Raw genomic sequence first — 15,909 nt, 5'->3', positions numbered from 1 at the left:
CGCAGCGCGCCGACACCGGCGGCGTCCGTCCAGGTCACGCCGGTCGACTCCAGGTGGTAGCCGCCGGCGAGCGCGCCTTCGCGGGTGCCCTCGATCGCCGCCAGCACTTGCTCGACCGCACCGGCGGCCCCCGGGTCCGTGCCGGCGACCTCGAACTCGTCCTGTTCGACGGTGACGCCGTCGGCGTTCTGGCCCTCGATGACCACCAGGCGCACCGTTTCGGGGGCCAGCGAAACCCCCAGCACGATGTCCACGCATGCCTCCACAGTCCGCTGATTTGCTCGCTGACTTGTTCCGGCCCCCCATGAGGCAATACCGGATAAACCCCGCCCGACGGGGCGAATTCCACGCTACCCGCGCCGGCGCGGACGCGCTCGGCAGCGGGGTCTCGCGGCTAGTAGCCCGGGCTCAGGAAGGGGTTCTGCGAGTTCTGCGGATACTGCGGGTACTGCGGGTACGGGGTGTACTGCGGGGCCGGCGCCTGCGGGGCCTGCGTCTGCGGAACCTGGACCGGTATGGGCACCGGCAACAGCGGCACGTGGATCCACTGGGTGGTCATCGGCACCGTCGTGCTGGTGGTCGTCGTCGTCGACGGCGGGGGCGGCTCGCTCTCGGTCGTGGTCGGCGGCGGCGGGGGCGTCGTCATGGCCGTCGTCGTCGGCGCCTGGGTCACCGGCGGCGCGGTGTGCCGCGGGGTGTAGACGGGCGGCGCCTGCGTGGTGACCACCAGCGGCGGTGGTGGCGGCGGTGGTGACGGCGGCGGCGCCGGGCTGGGCACCGGCGCGGCGCTGGGCGGGACCGGCACGGCCGTCGGGGGCGGCGGCGCGACGGTGCGCGGAACCAGCGGGCTGGCCGGCGGGGCGGGCCGGGGCGCGACGCTGGGCGCCGGCGGGGCCTGACGGTTCTCGATGCCGGTCAGCGTGTAGGCGACACCGCCGATCGCCGTCATGGCCACCAGCGCGGACATCCCGATGATCAACTGTGACAACCGAAGGCGGCGCCACGGCCGGTCCGGGGCCGGGTCGATCACGTTCAGCCGCATCGACCAGCCGGACGGGCCGTCTTCGTCGTAGGTTTCGCCGCCGAACCGCACCCGCAGGTCGCCGGGGTATTCGGTCTGCGACCACGCCAGCTCGCGATCGGTCATCGCCTCGTCGTCGATCACCAGCACGTCGCCGGCGCCGAGGTCGACGACGTCGCCGGTGGCGTGCGCGGACGCGAGCAGGCCGATCGACGTCCGCGTGCGCAGGCTCAGCTCGTCCCCGCGGGCGGCCAGCTGCAACGCGCCGCACGCCGCCGCGAGGGCGGGCTGCGCCGGCGTCAGGACCGGCGTGCGTCCGTGCACCGAAAGCCGTTCGGCGACAAGCGGAATGTGCGCGCCCCCGCCGACGGCCACCACGGCCGCGAGGTCCGCCCAGCCCTTTCGGTAGCGCACCAGCATGTCGTCCAGCGCGTAGATGAAGCCGGTCAGCCGGTCGGTCATCAGGTCTTCGAGGTCGTCTCGTCTGAGCGTGAGGCTGCACCGGCGCTCGCCGAGTTCGGCCGTGATCTCGGTGACCGCGTCGGTGGACAGCCGCTCCTTGGCCAACCGGCATTGCTCCCGCAGCTCGCCGAGCTGCCCCACGGCGGCGGTGCTTCCCGGGTCGATGCCGCTGCCGCGGCCCAGCTCCTCGAACACCCGCAGCAGCAGCTCCTGGTCGATCTCGTCCCCGGACAGGGCCGCGTAACGCATTGTCGCGCTGACCAGTTCGAAATCGCCCGCGACGTTGACCAGCGTGGCCGACGTGCCGCCGCCGCCGAAATCGAGCAGCCCCACCACACCGTCGTCGGGCAGGCCGAGCTCGGACTTGACCGCGGTCAACGACGCGATCGCGTCGGAGACCAGCCGCGGTGCCATGCCGCTGCGCACGAACCCCAGATGGGTTCGCAATCCGTCGCGCAGCGCCTGCACCGTAACGGGTTTCCAGTAGGCGGGCACGGCGATGGAGATGTCCGAAGAAGAGGCGTCCGCGCCGGCGGCGCGCACCATCCCGTCCAGCGCCTCCACCGTGAGCAGTTCCGGGTCATGCGCGGACCCGTCGGCCGACACCAGCGCCACCGAGTCACCGATGCGCTCGACGAAGCCCCGCATCATCACGCCCGGCTCCGCCGGATACGAAGTCTCTTCGGGCACACCGACTTTCGGCGCACAGTGCGGATATAGGGTCAGCACCGACCGCCGGGTTACCGGTGGGCTTTCGTTACGCGCAGCGACCAGGTTCGTGGTCCCGATCGACAACCCGAGTGGGTCGTACATAGAGCGAAAACTTTCGTCTATAGGGGTCGGTGGCCAGCGTTAACCATAGCCGCGGACACGCCCAAAACCGATGGCTTGCAACGTCATCGGTATCCGGTCGATGCCACCTCGTCACCGAAGCGGTACCGCAGGCCCCTTGACAAATCCGCGCCGGTGCTTACACCACGGTCAGCGGCAGCGATCGCCTGGGTTCAAACTGGAATGTCGCTCCGCCACTGACTTTCGTTACCGACACCTCGGGCAGTTCGGCGGCCGCGGTGTCGGTTTCCACCAGTTCGGCGGTCCAGTCGGTGTTGGTGCCGCTGACCCGGACCCCGACGTGCGGGTCGACTGCGGTGGCAATCGCCTGCAGCGGCTGCACGGATTCGGGTGAGCACAGGGCGATCCAGGCGGCGTCGTCGTGGGCGGGTGAGCGGTGCACCACGAGCCGGTCGGCCGTTTCCGCGCGGACGTAGCCGGCGGGGTTGAGCAGCGGGTGCAGTTCGAGCACCTCGAGCACCCCCTGGACCCCACCCGGGAGCTTCAGCGCCCGGTGAATGCGTTCGGCGGCCACGCCCGCGATGCCGGTCAGGCCCTGGGTGCACACCGTCACGGCCTGGGCGTCGTCGGCGGCGCGTGCGGTCACCGCGATGGCGAACGACAGGTAGAGCAGATGCATCTGCAGGCACACCTCGTCGGCCATCCGGACCAGCGCCGAATGCGAGAAGCCGGCGAAGTCGAAGTCGGACAGCAACGGTCCGGAGTAGTCCGCGTTGCCCTCGTCGGAGCGGTCGATCGGCTCGAGTTCCCATGTCGCGGCGCGGGTTTGGCGCACGATGTCCAGCGCGGGAATGCTTTGGGCCTCGGGGTAGGACTCGTCGATGATGACGGTCCACGCGCAGTGTGGGTGGCGATCCTTGGGTGTTCGCGGCGGCCGGTGGATGGGGCGCACCTGGGCGCGCGCGTTGGTTGCCACCGCGGTGGCGTCGAACGTCGGATCCTCGATGGTGTGGCACATCCCGAAGACGTACTTTTCCCCCATCGGCTCGACGTCGAGCAGCGCGCCGCAGTGGTCGAGCTGGAATTCGCCGTGCCACTTGTCGTGGACGGTGTAGCGGAAGTCCATGAATTGCGGCGGCGCGCCGATGTCGAGTTGCAGCCCCTTGAAGATGGTCGGCACGTCGTTGCCCTCGAAGTTGAGCGCCCGCTGCATGCGGCGGGCGTAGATGGGGCTGGCGCCCGCCCATTCCTCGATGGCGATCTGCACCATCTCCTCGCGGCCGAACGCGCTGATGCACCAGGCCATGCCCGAGCGGTCGATCAGCTGCCCGATCAGCAGCAGTTCGGGGACCAGCACGGCCAGCTGCTCGCGGGTCAACCGCGCGTATCGGCTCACCGGCCAAAAATAGACTCGGCTATGTTATAAAGTCAACAATGTCCATCGTCGCAGGTCACGCCGGAGGCTCGGTTGGCCCCACCCGGCGCACCACCGCGCCGCGCAAGCGCGGTGACGACACCCGCGCGCGGATCATCGACGAGACCGTCCGCTGCATCACCGAGGAAGGCTTCGCCGCGGCGACCGCCAAACACGTGGCCGAGCGCGCGGGCGTGACCTGGGGGGTGATCCAGTATCACTTCGGCGATCGCAACGGCCTGTTGATGGCAGTCGTGGACGACGGGGTGGACCGGCTGATCGACAGCCTGTCGTCGGCCGACGTCAGCGAGTTGCCCCTACGGGAGCGCATCGAGGTGGTGGTCGACACCGCGTGGGCCTGCTACAGCAGCCCCACGTCGATGGCGGCGTTCGAGATTCTGCGCGCCACCCGCGGGGGGCCGGGCGAGTCGCCGCGCCGGCACCTGCTGGAAATTAACGATGCCATCGGCCAGTTGGGGCGGCTGATCACCGACGATCCGGCGAATGCCGGTGTGGCCGAGGTCATCTGGGCCACCTTGCGGGGCGTGGTGTTGGTGCGGATGGTCACCGGGACCGCGATCGACTGGAGCCTGGAGCGACGGGCCCTGATCGACATGGTCACCCGCCACCTCTCCGACGGCCGGTGACCGCGCTTTACGTCTCGGCGACGCCGGCCCGTCGATGCGAGCGCAGCGGGCCAATCACCCGTGTGCTGCAATGACCTGATGACCCCTCACGATCTCGCCGACATCGAAGCCATCAAGCAGGTCAAGTACCGGTACCTGCGCGCGCTGGACACCAAGCACTGGGACGACTTCGCCGACACCCTCGCCGAGGACATCAAGGCCGACTACGGCCCGTCGCTCGGCAACGAGTTGCACTTCACCAACCGCGACGACCTGGTCGAGTACATGCGTACGTCGCTGCCCGCCAACGTCATCACCGAGCACCGGGTGACCCATCCCGACATCGTCGTCGACGGCGACACCGCAACGGGCAGTTGGTATTTGCAGGACCGGGTGATCGTCGCCGACCTGAACTTCATGCTGATCGGCGCCGCCTTCTACCGCGACACCTACCGGCGCACCGATGCCGGCTGGAAGATCGCGGGAACCGGGTACGACCGGACCTACGACGCCACAATGTCGTTGGAGGGCATGAACTTCGCGCTCAAGCCTGGGCGCGCGCTGGCCACCTGAGGCGCTACTTGGTGATCGCGATTACCGCGCCGGGCCGCAGCCATTTCATGATCGACACCAGCTGAGCGTCGTCGACGGCGACGCAGCCCTCGGTGGGTTTCCCGTCGGTGGTGTGGAAGAAGAACGCCGCGCCGCCGCCCGGGGTCTTGTTCTTGTTCACGCCCATCACGACCGCGTGCTTGTACTGCGGGATTTGCAGGTTTTCACTTTCGGCGGTGTTGAACGGGCACTGCGCCTTCTGGCACACCTGCATGGAGTTGAAGGTTGGGCTGTGGTCGTCGCCGCTCCACCAGTGGTTCGGCCCCACCTGGGTGTAGGGCAGGCCGGTGCCGGGGTTGGGTGCGGTGCCGAAGGCGGAGTCCAGCGTGTAGACGCCCATCGGGGTGGCCGGCACCCCGCTCTTGGCCTGGGGCGCCATGCCCGCCGAACCGACGTGGGTGGGGATGCCGGTCCGCAGCGCCTCCCAGCCGGCGGCGGTGCGCTGGTAGATGTCCATGGTCGCGTTCGATCCGCCGGTGCTCATCACCGAAACCACCTGCGTGGCATCACCGACCGCGTTCGCAAACCAGGGGGCCCCGGCCGCGCCGCCAACCGGCGCCAGGGCCAGCGCCACGAGAAATGCGCACGCCGAAGCGAACAGCGAAGCGAGCAGTCGGCGCATGACCTCAATCGTCGAACCCGCTGGGCGCGGGGTCAAGTCAAGCTTTCGACCCGGTTAGGTCACTGCGCCGTGACCAAATCCTCGGTGTCCCACGGTCTTCGGGAGAACGCGCCGGTCGGCGGCCGAATCACCGTGATACACAACAGGAAATACAGGTAGCCCAGCGCCCAGCCGGCCAACACGTCGGACGGGTAGTGCACGTTCAGCGCCACCCGGGAAATCCCCGCCGCCAACGCGATCAGCACGACCACCGCGACCGCGACACCGCGCACCGCCCCGCGGATCGCCGGCAACGCCAGGCTCAGCGCCGCGAGCAACGCGGCCGTCACCTCCAGCGCGTGCCCGGACGGAAACGACGTTTCGGCCGCGGCCACCAGCATGGTCGACGGCCGCGGCCGGTCCGCCAGCGCCTTCGCCGCCACCGTCACCAGCCCGCTGAGCGGCGCGCAGGCCAACAGCAGCAGCCCCGCGCGCACCCGGCGCAGCGCCAGGGCGACCACCGCGGCCACGGTGCCCAGCACCCGCAGCGGGACCGGGCCCAGCGCGAACGAGACGTCCGCCCAGAGTCGCACCCACCACGGGTGGTCGAGCGCGCCGGTGCGCGCGGCATCCAGCAGCGAGGAGTCCGCGCGCTGCACCCAGTGCCAGTGCTGCGCGTACCCCACCCACATGAGGGCGTAGACCGCCAGGGCGATGCAGACGGCCGCAACGGCCCGCGGTCGGGTCATACCCCACCGATACCAGCCGGGCCGCGCGAAGCATCGAGCGGCCTGACCACGCCGTCTTTCAACCCGGTCCATACTGGCGTCATGGCCGTATTCGTTCGCAGGTTGTTCGGCATCGGCAAGCTGCCCGAGGACGTGCACGCGCAGGTGGAGGCGGAGGGCCTGCGCTATCTTGCCGACTTCGTCCCGGTCACCAGGCGGTTCCGCGGCGCCATCCCCGGCGTCCGTCTGCCGCACAGCGTCGCCAGCTACACGGGTTCGCTGGTGTTCACCGACGAGCGGGTGCTGGCCACGCTGTCGATGCTGCCCCGGCTCGCGGGCCCGACCGTCGACGTCCGCTGGGACGCGCCGGAGACCGGTGCGGCGCGGGTGGAGATATCGTCCGCCGGCCTGCAGGTCGACGTGGACGTCGCCCGGGTCGACCCGAAGTTCAGCGGTGAGCTGTCGCTGCACTACAAGGTGGCCATCGGCGACGACGTGCTGGGCGGGCTGCCGCGGCGATCGCTGGCCTTCGACATGCCGCCCGAGTACGTGTTCCGCGCGGTCGGCGTTACCTATAGTCCGTGATCGTCATCCGCGGCCACGGCGGCTGCCGCAGCACCGCCAGGCTGCCGATCACGGCCGCCAGCAGGCCGGTGATCACTCCGATCAGCGCGATGCGGTTGCCGTCCAGGGCGGGCTTCCAGGACGCCTCGCCGTTGCGGATGACGAAGACGCCCAGCGGTTTGGCCACGGGGATCACGGTGGCGCCGTCCGGTGTCTGATAGGGCTCGCCGTACACGCGGCCGGCGGCCCCGTCGGTGGGCAGCCGGTCGAGTAGGTCGAAGGGCTTCACGGAACACTCCTTTCTTCGGGTGTTCGCCCGGTCAGGGTTCACGCTAGCCCCGATTCCCTACGATGACTCCCGTGACCGACGAGCCCTTCAGCCCGCAGGAGCGGCGGGCCGTCTATCGGGCGATCTTCTCCCGCCGCGACATGCGCCGGTTCTCGCCCGGCGGCGTGGTCGGTGAGGACGTGCTGGCCCGCCTGCTGCAGGCCGCCCACGCGGCGCCCAGCGTCGGCCTGATGCAGCCGTGGCGGTTCATCCGGATCACCGACGACGCGCTGCGGCGGCGCATCCACGCGCTCGTCGACGAGGAACGCCCGCTCACCGCCGCCGCCCTGGGCGAGCGGGCCGACGAGTTTCTCGCCCTGAAAGTCGAAGGCATCCTGGACTGCGCCGAGTTGCTGGTGGTGGCGCTGGGCGACGACCGCGAAAAACACGTGTTCGGCCGGCGGACGCTGCCGCAGATGGACCTCGCGTCGGTGTCGTGCGCGATCCAGAATCTGTGGCTGGCCGCACGCGCCGAAGGCCTTGGCATGGGCTGGGTTTCGCTGTTCGATCCGCACCGGTTGGCGGCCCTGCTTGCAATGCCCGCCGGGGCGGAGCCGGTCGCCGTTCTGTGCCTGGGTCCGGTGCCCGAATTTCCCGAGCGCCCGGCGCTGGAACTGGACGGCTGGGCCGTCGCCCGTCCGCTGTCGGAGTTCGTGTGCGAGAACCGCTTCAGCGAGCGCATCCAGGCTTCCCCCCAGTAGCTGCGGTATCGTCGCCGGTCGCGAGGCAAGTTAACGAGGTGACGCAATTGGCGCCGGACGACGCAGCGGGCAACAAAGACAACGTGCTGATCGTGCACTGGCACGACCTGGGCCGCTATCTCGGCGTCTACGGCCACCCGGACGTCTGTAGCCCCCGGCTCGACTGCCTTGCCGCCGAGGGCATCCTGTTCACCAAAGCGCACGCCACGGCACCGTTGTGCTCGCCGTCGCGCGGATCGCTGTTCACCGGGCGCTACCCGCAGACCAATGGCCTGATCGGGCTGGCCCACCACGGCTGGGAATACCGCAACGGCGTGCGCACGCTGCCCCAGATGATGACCGAAGCCGGCTGGTACTCCGCGCTTTTCGGCATGCAGCACGAGACGTCCTATCCGCAGCGGCTGGGCTTCGACGAGTTCGACGTGTCGAACTCGTATTGCGAATACGTGGTGGACAGGGCCACCCAATGGCTGCGCGAGGGCACCGAAGACCTCGCGGATCAACCGTTCCTGTTGACCGCGGGTTTCTTCGAGACGCACCGGCCGTATCCGCGGGACCGCTACGAGCCCGCGGACCCCGCCGGGGTCGACCCGCCCGACTACCTACCCGACACCCCCGAGGTGCGCGGCGACCTCGCCAGCTTCTATGGCTCGATCGCGACGGCCGACGCCGCCGTCGGCCGGTTACTGGACACGCTGGCCGAAACGGGGTTGGACGCCAGCACCTGGGTGGTGTTCTTCACCGACCACGGCCCGGCGTTCCCCCGCGCCAAGTCCACGCTCTACGACGCGGGGACCGGCATCGGCATGATCATCCGGCCCCCCACCGGCCGGGCGTTCACCCCAACCGTGTACGACGAACTGTTCAGCGGCGTGGATCTGCTGCCGACGCTGCTCGAGCTGCTGGGTCTGGACATGCCGGCCGAGATCGACGGGGTGTCGCACGCCCGCGCGCTGCTCGCGCCGGACCCGCACACCGTGCCGGTCAGGGACCACGTGTACACGACGAAGACCTATCACGACTCGTTCGATCCGATCCGCGCGATTCGCACCAAGGAATACAGCTACATCGAGAATTACGCGCCCCGGCCGCTGCTCGACCTGCCGTTGGACATCGAGGAAAGCCCGTCCGGGGCCGCGGTGGCGCCGTTCATCACCGCCCCGCGCCCGCAACGCGAGCTCTACGACCTGCGCGCCGACCCCACCGAGACCACCAACCTGCTGGCCGGTGACGATGCCGACGCCGACGAAGTGGCCGCCGATTTGGCTGTGCGCCTTCATGATTGGCGGCAACGCACCGGCGACGTGATCCCGTCGGAGTTCGCCGGCACCCGGATCTCGGCCCGTTACACCGAGACGTATCTGCAGATCCACCGGGTCAAGCCGACCGCCCGGTCGGCGCTCGCGGCTGACCGCGGCATCGAGAAGGAAGCCAGCGGCTAGCCGGCCGATCGCCGGGAACCGCCGACCTCGGCGACGATGAACACCCGCCGGAACGGGAAGATCGTCGTGCCGTCGGCCCGGGGCGGATACGCGTCGTCCAGCAGCGGGATGAGCTCCTCGCGGAACCGCTCCCAGTCCTGCGCGCTGAGCCGTTCCCGCACCGGAACCAGCGCCGTCCCGGTGATCCACTCCAGCACCGGGTTCTCACCGGTCAGCTGGTGCAGGTAAGTGGTCTCCCAGACGTCGACCCGGCACCCGGCGTCCAGCAGCAGATTGGCGTACTGCATCGGCGGCTGCACCACGGCGCCAACACGAAATGGTATGTCCCGCATGACTTTCGCGTAGGGCTCGCGGCGGGCCAGGGTCCGCACCGTGGCGTGTGACGGCGTCTCGAAATTGCCGGGGATCTGGACGGCGATCCACGACCCGGCCGCAAGCTCGTCGGCCCACCGGACCAGCAGGTCGGCGTGCTCGGGCACCCAGTGCAGGGCCGCGTTGCTGACCACCACGTCGGTGTCGGGCTTGGGTTTCCAGTCCCGCAGATCGCCGACCACCGCGTCGATGCCGCGTTCCTTGGCGGCGGCGACCATCTCCGGCGAGGTGTCCACCGCCTCGATCACCGCGTCCGGCCAACGCCGGGACAGGTACTTGGTCAGATGCCCGGGCCCACAACCGAGGTCGACGACCCGCCGGGCCCGCTCGGTGCCCACCCGGGACAGCAGGTCGTAGAAGGGCCGGCTGCGGTGGTCGGCAAAGGCCAGGTAGACATCGGGATCCCACATGTCGGTCCTCCTGATCAACGCGCCGCCGCTAGTCGGGGAGATAGACCAACCGTATTACCGCACGCCACCCCGGCGCCGCCCAACTGGCCCCGGGGTCCGCGCCGGGGGGTTAGCATCGGGGTTCGTGGCGCCCGACACTTCGATTGATCCGCCCATCCCCGTCCCGGACATTCCCGCCGCCTGGCAGGGCGCGGACGTGCCCGTCGACGTCGACGGATTACCCCCGAATTCCGCGTTGTCCCCCCGCCAGCGCATGGTAATCGAGGGCTCGGCCATCGGCGACCTCGCCCTGCGCACCTGGGTGTCGTCGCTGCTCACCGCGACGGTGGCGCCGGCCGTGCTCGCCGCCTCGCTGCGGCACTCCGCCGCCCGCGCCGAGCGCGCCAACCTGAACTTCTACGCCGAGCTGGCCGCGCAACGCGATCCGGCGAAGTCGTTTCCCGCACCGGCCGCGTCGCCGCGGGTTTCGTCACGGCCGGCGAGCCCGCTGACCGAGTGGGCCGCGGGCGGCACGGTGGAAAACATCGCGTTCGACAGCAGCTTCACCGCCATCAATCCCGCGATGCGCGGGCAGTGGGGCGCCTGGAAGGCCAACAACATCGTGCGCGCGCAGCACTGGCGCCACGACGACGGGCCGCGTCCCACGCTGTGCGTCATCCACGGCTTCATGGGGTCTTCGTATCTGGCCAACGGCCGGTTCTTCACGCTGCCGTGGTATTACCGCTCCGGCTACGACGTTTTGCTGTACACCTTGCCTTTTCACGGCAAGCGGGCCGAAAGATATTCGCCCTTCAGCGGTTTCGGCTATTTCGCCGGCGGCCTGAGCGGTTTCGCCGAGGCGATGGCCCAGGCCGTGCACGACTTCCGGTCCGTCATCGACTACCTGCGCGGCACCGGTGTCGACCGCATCGCGTTGACCGGCATCTCGCTGGGCGGATACACCTCGGCCCTGGTGGCCTCGGTCGACGACCGGCTCGAGGCCGTCATCCCGAACTGTCCCGTCGTCACCCCGGCCACGTTGTTCGACGAATGGTTTCCGGCCAACCGACTCGTGCGCCTGGGGCTGCGCCTGTCGCACATCAGCCGCGCGGAGTTAGCCGACGGGCTGTCCTACCACTGCCCGCTGACCTATCGGCCGCTGCTGGACAAGGACCGACGGATGATCATCACCGGGCTCGGCGATCGCATGGCGCCGCCCGATCACGCCCTCAAGCTGTGGGAGCACTGGGATCGCTGTGCGCTGCACTGGTTTCCGGGCAGCCACGTCCTGCACGTCAGCCAGCTGGACTACCTGCGCCGGATGACCGCGTTCCTGCAGACGGTCATGTTCTAGCCGGTTCGGCGACCGGCGCCGGCGTCGCCAGCGGCGGCCAGTCCAGCTCGGCCAGCAGGCCCGCCGGCGCGGCGGTATGCCCGTCCAGGCGCCGCGTCGACAACAGGTCCAAGGCCGACAGGGCCGGCCGGTGATTGCCGTGCTGCGGGGTCAGCCCCGGCAGCGGCGCGGTCCGCTCGGGTGCCGTGTCGGTCAGGAAAGCGCACGCGGCCGCGACGGTGATGTTCGTGCCGTCCCCGGCGAACTCCAGCGCGGTGCACGTTTCCCGCGCCGGATGCGTCCGGATCGCCTCGAGCGTTTCGGCCAGCTCGCCGTCCACCCGGATTTGGTATGCCGCAAGGTAATCCGACGCGCCGCGTTGCACCCCCGACCAGCGCTCGCGCGGGTTGGAGGTGAGCAGCCGCGGGACGTCGTCGGCTGCCACGCCGTTGACGTCCCAGCCGAGCTCCCTCAGATGGTCGGCGAGCCGGCGCGCCGCCACCTGCGCGGTCTCGTGCAACGGGATGCGCGCCGAGCGCGCCCGCAGCGCCGCCAGGTTGTCGGTGGCCGATATCGTGAGCCCGATCCACGTTTCGCGCCTCGACGCATCGGATGCGTTGTCGCGGCTGGTGATTCGGATCTTGTCCGCGCGGATGCCGTAGCGGTCCAGGTAGCGGGCGATCAAGGGCAGCGGCAGCACATCGGCGGGGCCGTCCGGCCCCCCGACCCGCAGCAGCGCCGTTGTCGCGGTGGCGGATTCGGGAGCGGTCGCCTCGCCGCGCCCCATCATCGCCACCCGGCGGCGCAGCAGCGTGGTGAAATACGAACCGCGCCAGCAGCCGAACAGCACGACCACGGCGGCCGCGGCGATGCCCAGCAGCCAGTAATCCCGCGGCGACCGCCAGGGGTAGGCCATCACCGCGGGCACGACGGCCAGCAGCGCCAGCGTGATTCGCCCGGCTCCAGGGGTGGGTATCCAGCGCTGCAGACTCACGGGGTGGGGTCCTTTCGTCGGCGGGTGGCGGTGGCGGCGATGCCGCCCGCGACTGCGACAAGCACAGCGAGCGCGGCGGTTCCGGCCAGCGCGACGGTCCGCGGGGTGGTGTCCTTGGGTGCCGGCGCCGGCGGGGCGGCGACCGGCTTGACCGGCGCGGCGGGAGGCTGATTGGCGGCGGGCAGCTGCCAGGTCAGCGCCGCGACCGGGTCCACGCTGCCGGTGCCGACGACGTTCGACGGCGCCCTGGCGCCGCCCCGGGCGGTCGCGGTGATGCGGCGCACGACCTGGGTGGCGTTCAGCTCCGGGTACTTGCTGCGCACCAGCGCCGCGACGCCGGCCACATAACCGGCCGCATAGCTGGTGCCGCTCAGCGCGATCTGTTGCTGGTGTTCGTCGGGCAGCCCGTTGGCCAGTCCGCCACCGTCGGCGTTGCTGATCGACACGATGCGCTCGCCGGGCGCCGCGACGCCCACCCACGGCCCGGCCATGGTGAATTTCGCCGGCTGGCCGTCCGGCGCCAGCGCGGCCACCGACAGCACGTAGGGCTGCCACATGGACGGGATGGACAGCGAGGTGACGCCGGCCCAGTTGCGCGGGTCGTCGGGGCGGCTGAGGTCGGTGAGCGGGTTGGACTCGCATGACGTGCCACCGGCGACCGCCCCGGTCGGCCCGGTGTTGCCGGCGGCCGCCACGATCACCGCGTCCTTGTCCACCGCCGCGTAGCGGATCGCCGCGCCGAGCGCGGCCTGGTCGACGGGCCGGTCGGCGGGCAGGCAAGTGAGCGTGGAGATGTCGATCACCCGGGCGCCGAGGTCGGCCGCGTGCACGATCGCCCGGCTCAGCGTCGCGACGTCCAGCGAGGCCCGGGCCATCAGCGGGTCGCCGCCGGGGGTCCGGGGCGAGAACTTGGCCGACGTCGTCCTGATCGACACGACCCGCGCGGCGGGCGCCACGCCGGCGAACCCGTCGTCCCCGGGCTGCCCGGCGATGAGCCCGGCCACCAGGGTGCCGTGGCCGTCGCAGTCGGTCAGGCCGTCCGTCGTCTCGACGAAGTCACCGCCCGGATCGACGTTCGGCAGCCGCGGGCCGGGCCGCACCCCGGTGTCGAGCACCGCCACCAGCTGACCCTCTCCACGCGAGAACTGCCACGCCCCAGGCAGATTCAGCATCGCCTGGCCGGGGGCGACGGCCGCGGGATCGCTGCCGGGGATCACCCCGGAGACGCTGCACGGGCCGCGCTGCTCCATCGGTTGCACGGGGCCGGGACTCCCGCTGGGCGGCGGGACGCCCGGGTCGACCTTCGGCGCTTCGATGGCCAGCGCGGACGGGCACGTCCACAGCACGGCCGCCAAAGCCGCTGCGAGACAGGCTGACCCGGACCGGATCATCGATTGAGTATCCAGGTGAAGATGCCGACCAGGTACGCCATCACCGGGATCAGCGACGCGTCGAGCCCGGCCGCGACGAAGCCCACGAGCCGGCGCACCGGCAGCGAATAGCTGTCCGGCTCGGCGATCCGCGGGTTGAGCGCCACGACAATCCACACCGAGGCCAGCGCGACCAGCACCAGAGCCGCGCCGAGCGCGGCCGCGTAGCGTCCCGTCGCGGTGTAGAGCACCAGCAGGACGCCGGCGGCCAGGTAGGGCTGCGCGAGCAGCCACGCCTTGCAGGCGGCCGAGTCCCACACCCGGGCCCGCAGCACGGCCGTCGCCGCGGTGGCGCCCACCACGTACCAGCCGACGCCGCCGAGCGCCTCGGGGCGCAGCGCGATCGCCACCGAGCCCAGGACGCTGAGAAGTACTGCGGCCGCGATGAATCCGTTCTGATGGGCGTCGCCGACCCGGACCCGCCGCGGCAGGTCCTCGAGCACCCGCAACGACGGGGCCGACGGCGTGGGGTCGCCGGGCGCGGGGATGACCGGCAGCGGGAAGCGCGCCCACAGCGCCGAGAGCTGGGCCGCCTCGATGGTGACCAGCAGCGCCGCGACGATCAGGCCGCAGCCGATGGCGACCGGGCGCAGCTGCCAGAGCACCTCGGCGCCCGCCGCCAGCGCCACCCCGGCGCCCACCACCGCGGTGGCGGTGAACAGGGCCACGACGCGCTCCCGTTCGGCGCTGGGCACCATCAGGGCGATCAGCGACCACGCCGTGACGCCGGCCGCGGCGAGCATGATCTGCGCCGGCCCGAACCGTCCCGGCACCGCCAACGCCAGCGCGGCGCCGATGGGCACCAGCGCGGCGATCGAGCACGCCGTCCCGGTGCGCGGCGAACGGGCCGCGACCAGCAGGCCGACGATGGCGGTCACCGCCGCGACGGCGCTGACGGCCACCAACCCGGCCAGCGCGCCGGTGGTCACCCGGTAGGTGACCGAGAGGCCGGTGAGAAGGAGGGCGACGGCGATCACCGCGGCGAGCGCGCCGCGCTGGATATGCGCTGCGCCCCAAGGCCGCAGCCGCGAGGTCGAGAAGATCATGGCCGCGTCGGCGATGTCCTCGACGATGCCGGGGGCCGCCTGGCCGACGGGCACCGGCTGCAGCGCCAGCAGGTCACCATCCACCACCCCGACGGTGTCCAGGCTGGCGTCCAGGCTGAACGGTGCGCCGCCGATCGGCGCGAGGCTCAGTTGGATCGCGCCACTGAGGTCGGCCGCGCCCCGCTCGTCGGACTCGCCGTTGGACGCCGCGGGCACCACCAAACGCTGAACGGCGGGCAAAATTTCACGCAGCGGCAACTCGGCCGGCAACGCCATTTCCGTCAGCCTGCTGTCCGCGAGGATTGCCACGCGGACGATCGGCATGACGGCGCCGGACGTCACCGGACCCTCGAAGGACGCTGGGGCCATACCTGAAACATCGTTGCTCTCTTCTCTATTGGGTTGCGTATTGCGCGGTGAAATCTCTGGCCAACCGGTGGCCGGGGAACCATTCGGCCTCCGGCAGCAGCGCGATCAGCTGTTCGATCGCGACGGCGATCGCGAACGGCGTGCCCGGGGCGAACGTCGACACCCACTCGCCGTCGAATGCGCGCGACGGGCTCACCAGGACCCGCCCCGCTTCCGCGTCGACGATGCTCATCCCCACCTCGGTGGTGGCGTGCCGGCCGTCGCGACGACAGCCGGCGACGATCTCGACGTAGCTGCGCGGGCCGGTGAACACCGACTCCACCACCGGGCGCGCCGACTGCGGAATGCCAAGGTAGTCAACGACTTCGGCCAGCAAGGCGCCCGAACGCAGCCGCTCGTCGGCCCGCGCACCGACCCGGGTCGGCATGCTGAACGCGTCGAATCGGGCCGGCGGTTGCTGCGCCAGACCGACGCCGAGCACCGGAACCAACGCCCGCGGGTCGCCGATGTCCATGGCCGTGAAGGTGATCAGCTGCGCGCTGCGCAGCGCCACGATCGTCTTGGCCGTGGTCGCGGAGCGCTGCGCCACGATGCCGCGCAGCAACTCGCCGGTGCCGCCGGCGTCCTTGGCGGGGCCCACGTAACGCAGGTCGAGCCAGCGCTCCGGGAAGCACACCACCCTGAT

Annotated in this window: 16 protein-coding genes and 1 pseudogene; 6 read left to right on the top strand and 11 right to left on the bottom strand. The window is 70.7% G+C overall.

Translation table 11 applies throughout. From position 1 onward, the window contains the following. The 3 genes and pseudogenes from A5702_RS14370 to A5702_RS14360 all read right to left on the bottom strand — a co-directional run. A pseudogene (locus A5702_RS14370) lies at positions 1 to 254 on the bottom strand (hypothetical protein); the annotation flags it as partial. A gap of 140 nt (positions 255 to 394) precedes the next feature. Further along, the gene (locus A5702_RS14365; RefSeq protein WP_068221522.1) at positions 395 to 2,296 is read right to left on the bottom strand and encodes an Hsp70 family protein; all 1,902 of its coding nucleotides are present in this window, start codon (positions 2,294 to 2,296) and stop codon (positions 395 to 397) included. A 157-nt stretch (positions 2,297 to 2,453) separates the two neighbouring features. Continuing rightward, positions 2,454 to 3,671, bottom strand: a complete 1,218-nt coding sequence (locus tag A5702_RS14360; protein ID WP_068221520.1) for a hypothetical protein — start codon at positions 3,669 to 3,671, stop codon at positions 2,454 to 2,456. 38 nt (positions 3,672 to 3,709) lie between these two features. Between A5702_RS14360 and A5702_RS14355 the strand changes: the two genes are divergently transcribed. Then, positions 3,710 to 4,336, top strand: a complete 627-nt coding sequence (locus tag A5702_RS14355; protein WP_068221518.1) for a TetR/AcrR family transcriptional regulator — start codon at positions 3,710 to 3,712, stop codon at positions 4,334 to 4,336. Positions 4,337 to 4,414: 78 nt separating this feature from the next. Further along, positions 4,415 to 4,888 (top strand): nuclear transport factor 2 family protein, encoded by a 474-nt coding sequence (locus tag A5702_RS14350; RefSeq protein ID WP_197281337.1) that lies wholly within the window; start codon positions 4,415 to 4,417, stop codon positions 4,886 to 4,888. 4 nt (positions 4,889 to 4,892) lie between these two features. Here the strand turns inward: A5702_RS14350 and A5702_RS14345 are convergent, their stop codons facing one another. Further along, entirely contained in the window at positions 4,893 to 5,549 is a 657-nt protein-coding gene (locus A5702_RS14345; protein WP_055405445.1) for a L,D-transpeptidase, read from the bottom strand. A 59-nt stretch (positions 5,550 to 5,608) separates the two neighbouring features. Then, the gene (locus A5702_RS27195; protein ID WP_068221516.1) at positions 5,609 to 6,277 is read right to left on the bottom strand and encodes a phosphatase PAP2 family protein; all 669 of its coding nucleotides are present in this window, start codon (positions 6,275 to 6,277) and stop codon (positions 5,609 to 5,611) included. Between the two features lie 81 nt (positions 6,278 to 6,358). On the opposite strand from A5702_RS27195, the gene A5702_RS14335 reads away from it, so the two are divergent. After that, positions 6,359 to 6,841: a hypothetical protein gene (locus A5702_RS14335; protein ID WP_055405447.1), complete on the top strand. Its 483-nt coding sequence runs from the start codon at positions 6,359 to 6,361 to the stop codon at positions 6,839 to 6,841. On the opposite strand, the gene A5702_RS14330 is transcribed toward A5702_RS14335, so the two are convergent. Further along, the gene (locus A5702_RS14330; protein WP_055405448.1) at positions 6,825 to 7,109 is read right to left on the bottom strand and encodes a hypothetical protein; all 285 of its coding nucleotides are present in this window, start codon (positions 7,107 to 7,109) and stop codon (positions 6,825 to 6,827) included. The two genes, A5702_RS14335 and A5702_RS14330, sit on opposite strands and share 17 nt — an antisense overlap. Before the next feature lie 62 nt (positions 7,110 to 7,171). On the opposite strand from A5702_RS14330, the gene bluB reads away from it, so the two are divergent. Then, a complete protein-coding gene (gene bluB / locus A5702_RS14325) occupies positions 7,172 to 7,849 on the top strand; it encodes a 5,6-dimethylbenzimidazole synthase (protein WP_068221514.1) in 678 nt (225 codons plus the stop codon). A gap of 38 nt (positions 7,850 to 7,887) precedes the next feature. Further along, positions 7,888 to 9,291, top strand: coding sequence for a sulfatase (locus tag A5702_RS14320; protein ID WP_068221512.1), 1,404 nt, complete (start codon positions 7,888 to 7,890; stop codon positions 9,289 to 9,291). Here the strand turns inward: A5702_RS14320 and A5702_RS14315 are convergent. Next, complete coding sequence (locus tag A5702_RS14315; RefSeq protein ID WP_068221510.1) at positions 9,288 to 10,073, bottom strand: trans-aconitate 2-methyltransferase; 786 nt, start codon at positions 10,071 to 10,073, stop codon at positions 9,288 to 9,290. The genes A5702_RS14320 and A5702_RS14315 overlap by 4 nt on opposite strands. A gap of 124 nt (positions 10,074 to 10,197) precedes the next feature. Here A5702_RS14315 and A5702_RS14310 point away from each other — a divergent pair, with 124 nt between their 5' ends. Continuing rightward, positions 10,198 to 11,406 (top strand): S9 family peptidase, encoded by a 1,209-nt coding sequence (locus A5702_RS14310; protein ID WP_068221508.1) that lies wholly within the window; start codon positions 10,198 to 10,200, stop codon positions 11,404 to 11,406. Here the strand turns inward: A5702_RS14310 and eccE are convergent. The 4 genes from eccE to A5702_RS14290 form a co-directional block, all read right to left on the bottom strand. Then, positions 11,396 to 12,379 carry a type VII secretion protein EccE gene (gene eccE, locus A5702_RS14305; RefSeq protein ID WP_068221506.1) on the bottom strand — a complete coding sequence of 328 codons (984 nt, stop codon included), beginning with the start codon at positions 12,377 to 12,379 and terminating at the stop codon, positions 11,396 to 11,398. The genes A5702_RS14310 and eccE overlap by 11 nt on opposite strands. Further along, the gene (mycP, locus tag A5702_RS14300) at positions 12,376 to 13,770 is read right to left on the bottom strand and encodes a type VII secretion-associated serine protease mycosin (protein ID WP_068221504.1); all 1,395 of its coding nucleotides are present in this window, start codon (positions 13,768 to 13,770) and stop codon (positions 12,376 to 12,378) included. Before mycP ends, eccE begins: the two co-directional genes overlap by 4 nt. Next, positions 13,767 to 15,224 carry a type VII secretion integral membrane protein EccD gene (gene eccD / locus A5702_RS14295; protein ID WP_156669628.1) on the bottom strand — a complete coding sequence of 486 codons (1,458 nt, stop codon included), beginning with the start codon at positions 15,222 to 15,224 and terminating at the stop codon, positions 13,767 to 13,769. The genes mycP and eccD overlap by 4 nt, the downstream gene beginning before the upstream one ends. Before the next feature lie 25 nt (positions 15,225 to 15,249). Next, a partial coding sequence (locus tag A5702_RS14290) for an ESX secretion-associated protein EspG (protein WP_068221500.1) occupies positions 15,250 to 15,909 on the bottom strand: 660 nt, incomplete at its 5' end.

Source organism: Mycobacterium sp. E3339, from assembly GCF_001666915.1.
In the GTDB taxonomy this organism is placed as follows: Bacteria; Actinomycetota; Actinomycetes; order Mycobacteriales; family Mycobacteriaceae; genus Mycobacterium.
This window is presented reverse-complemented; position numbering and strand designations above follow the sequence as displayed.

What these genes read in the sequence shown, in the direction of transcription:
- A5702_RS14365 (WP_068221522.1), bottom strand. Translation starts at nt 2,296, where the DNA reads ATGTACGACCCACTCGGGTTGTCGATCGGGACCACGAACCTGGTCGCT.
- A5702_RS14355 (WP_068221518.1), top strand. Translation starts at nt 3,710, where the DNA reads ATGTCCATCGTCGCAGGTCACGCCGGAGGCTCGGTTGGCCCCACCCGG.
- A5702_RS14350 (WP_197281337.1), top strand. Translation starts at nt 4,415, where the DNA reads ATGACCCCTCACGATCTCGCCGACATCGAAGCCATCAAGCAGGTCAAG.
- A5702_RS14345 (WP_055405445.1), bottom strand. Translation starts at nt 5,549, where the DNA reads ATGCGCCGACTGCTCGCTTCGCTGTTCGCTTCGGCGTGCGCATTTCTC.
- A5702_RS27195 (WP_068221516.1), bottom strand. Translation starts at nt 6,277, where the DNA reads ATGACCCGACCGCGGGCCGTTGCGGCCGTCTGCATCGCCCTGGCGGTC.
- A5702_RS14335 (WP_055405447.1), top strand. Translation starts at nt 6,359, where the DNA reads ATGGCCGTATTCGTTCGCAGGTTGTTCGGCATCGGCAAGCTGCCCGAG.
- bluB (WP_068221514.1), top strand. Translation starts at nt 7,172, where the DNA reads ATGACTCCCGTGACCGACGAGCCCTTCAGCCCGCAGGAGCGGCGGGCC.
- A5702_RS14315 (WP_068221510.1), bottom strand. Translation starts at nt 10,073, where the DNA reads ATGTGGGATCCCGATGTCTACCTGGCCTTTGCCGACCACCGCAGCCGG.
- mycP (WP_068221504.1), bottom strand. Translation starts at nt 13,770, where the DNA reads ATGATCCGGTCCGGGTCAGCCTGTCTCGCAGCGGCTTTGGCGGCCGTG.
- eccD (WP_156669628.1), bottom strand. Translation starts at nt 15,224, where the DNA reads ATGGCCCCAGCGTCCTTCGAGGGTCCGGTGACGTCCGGCGCCGTCATG.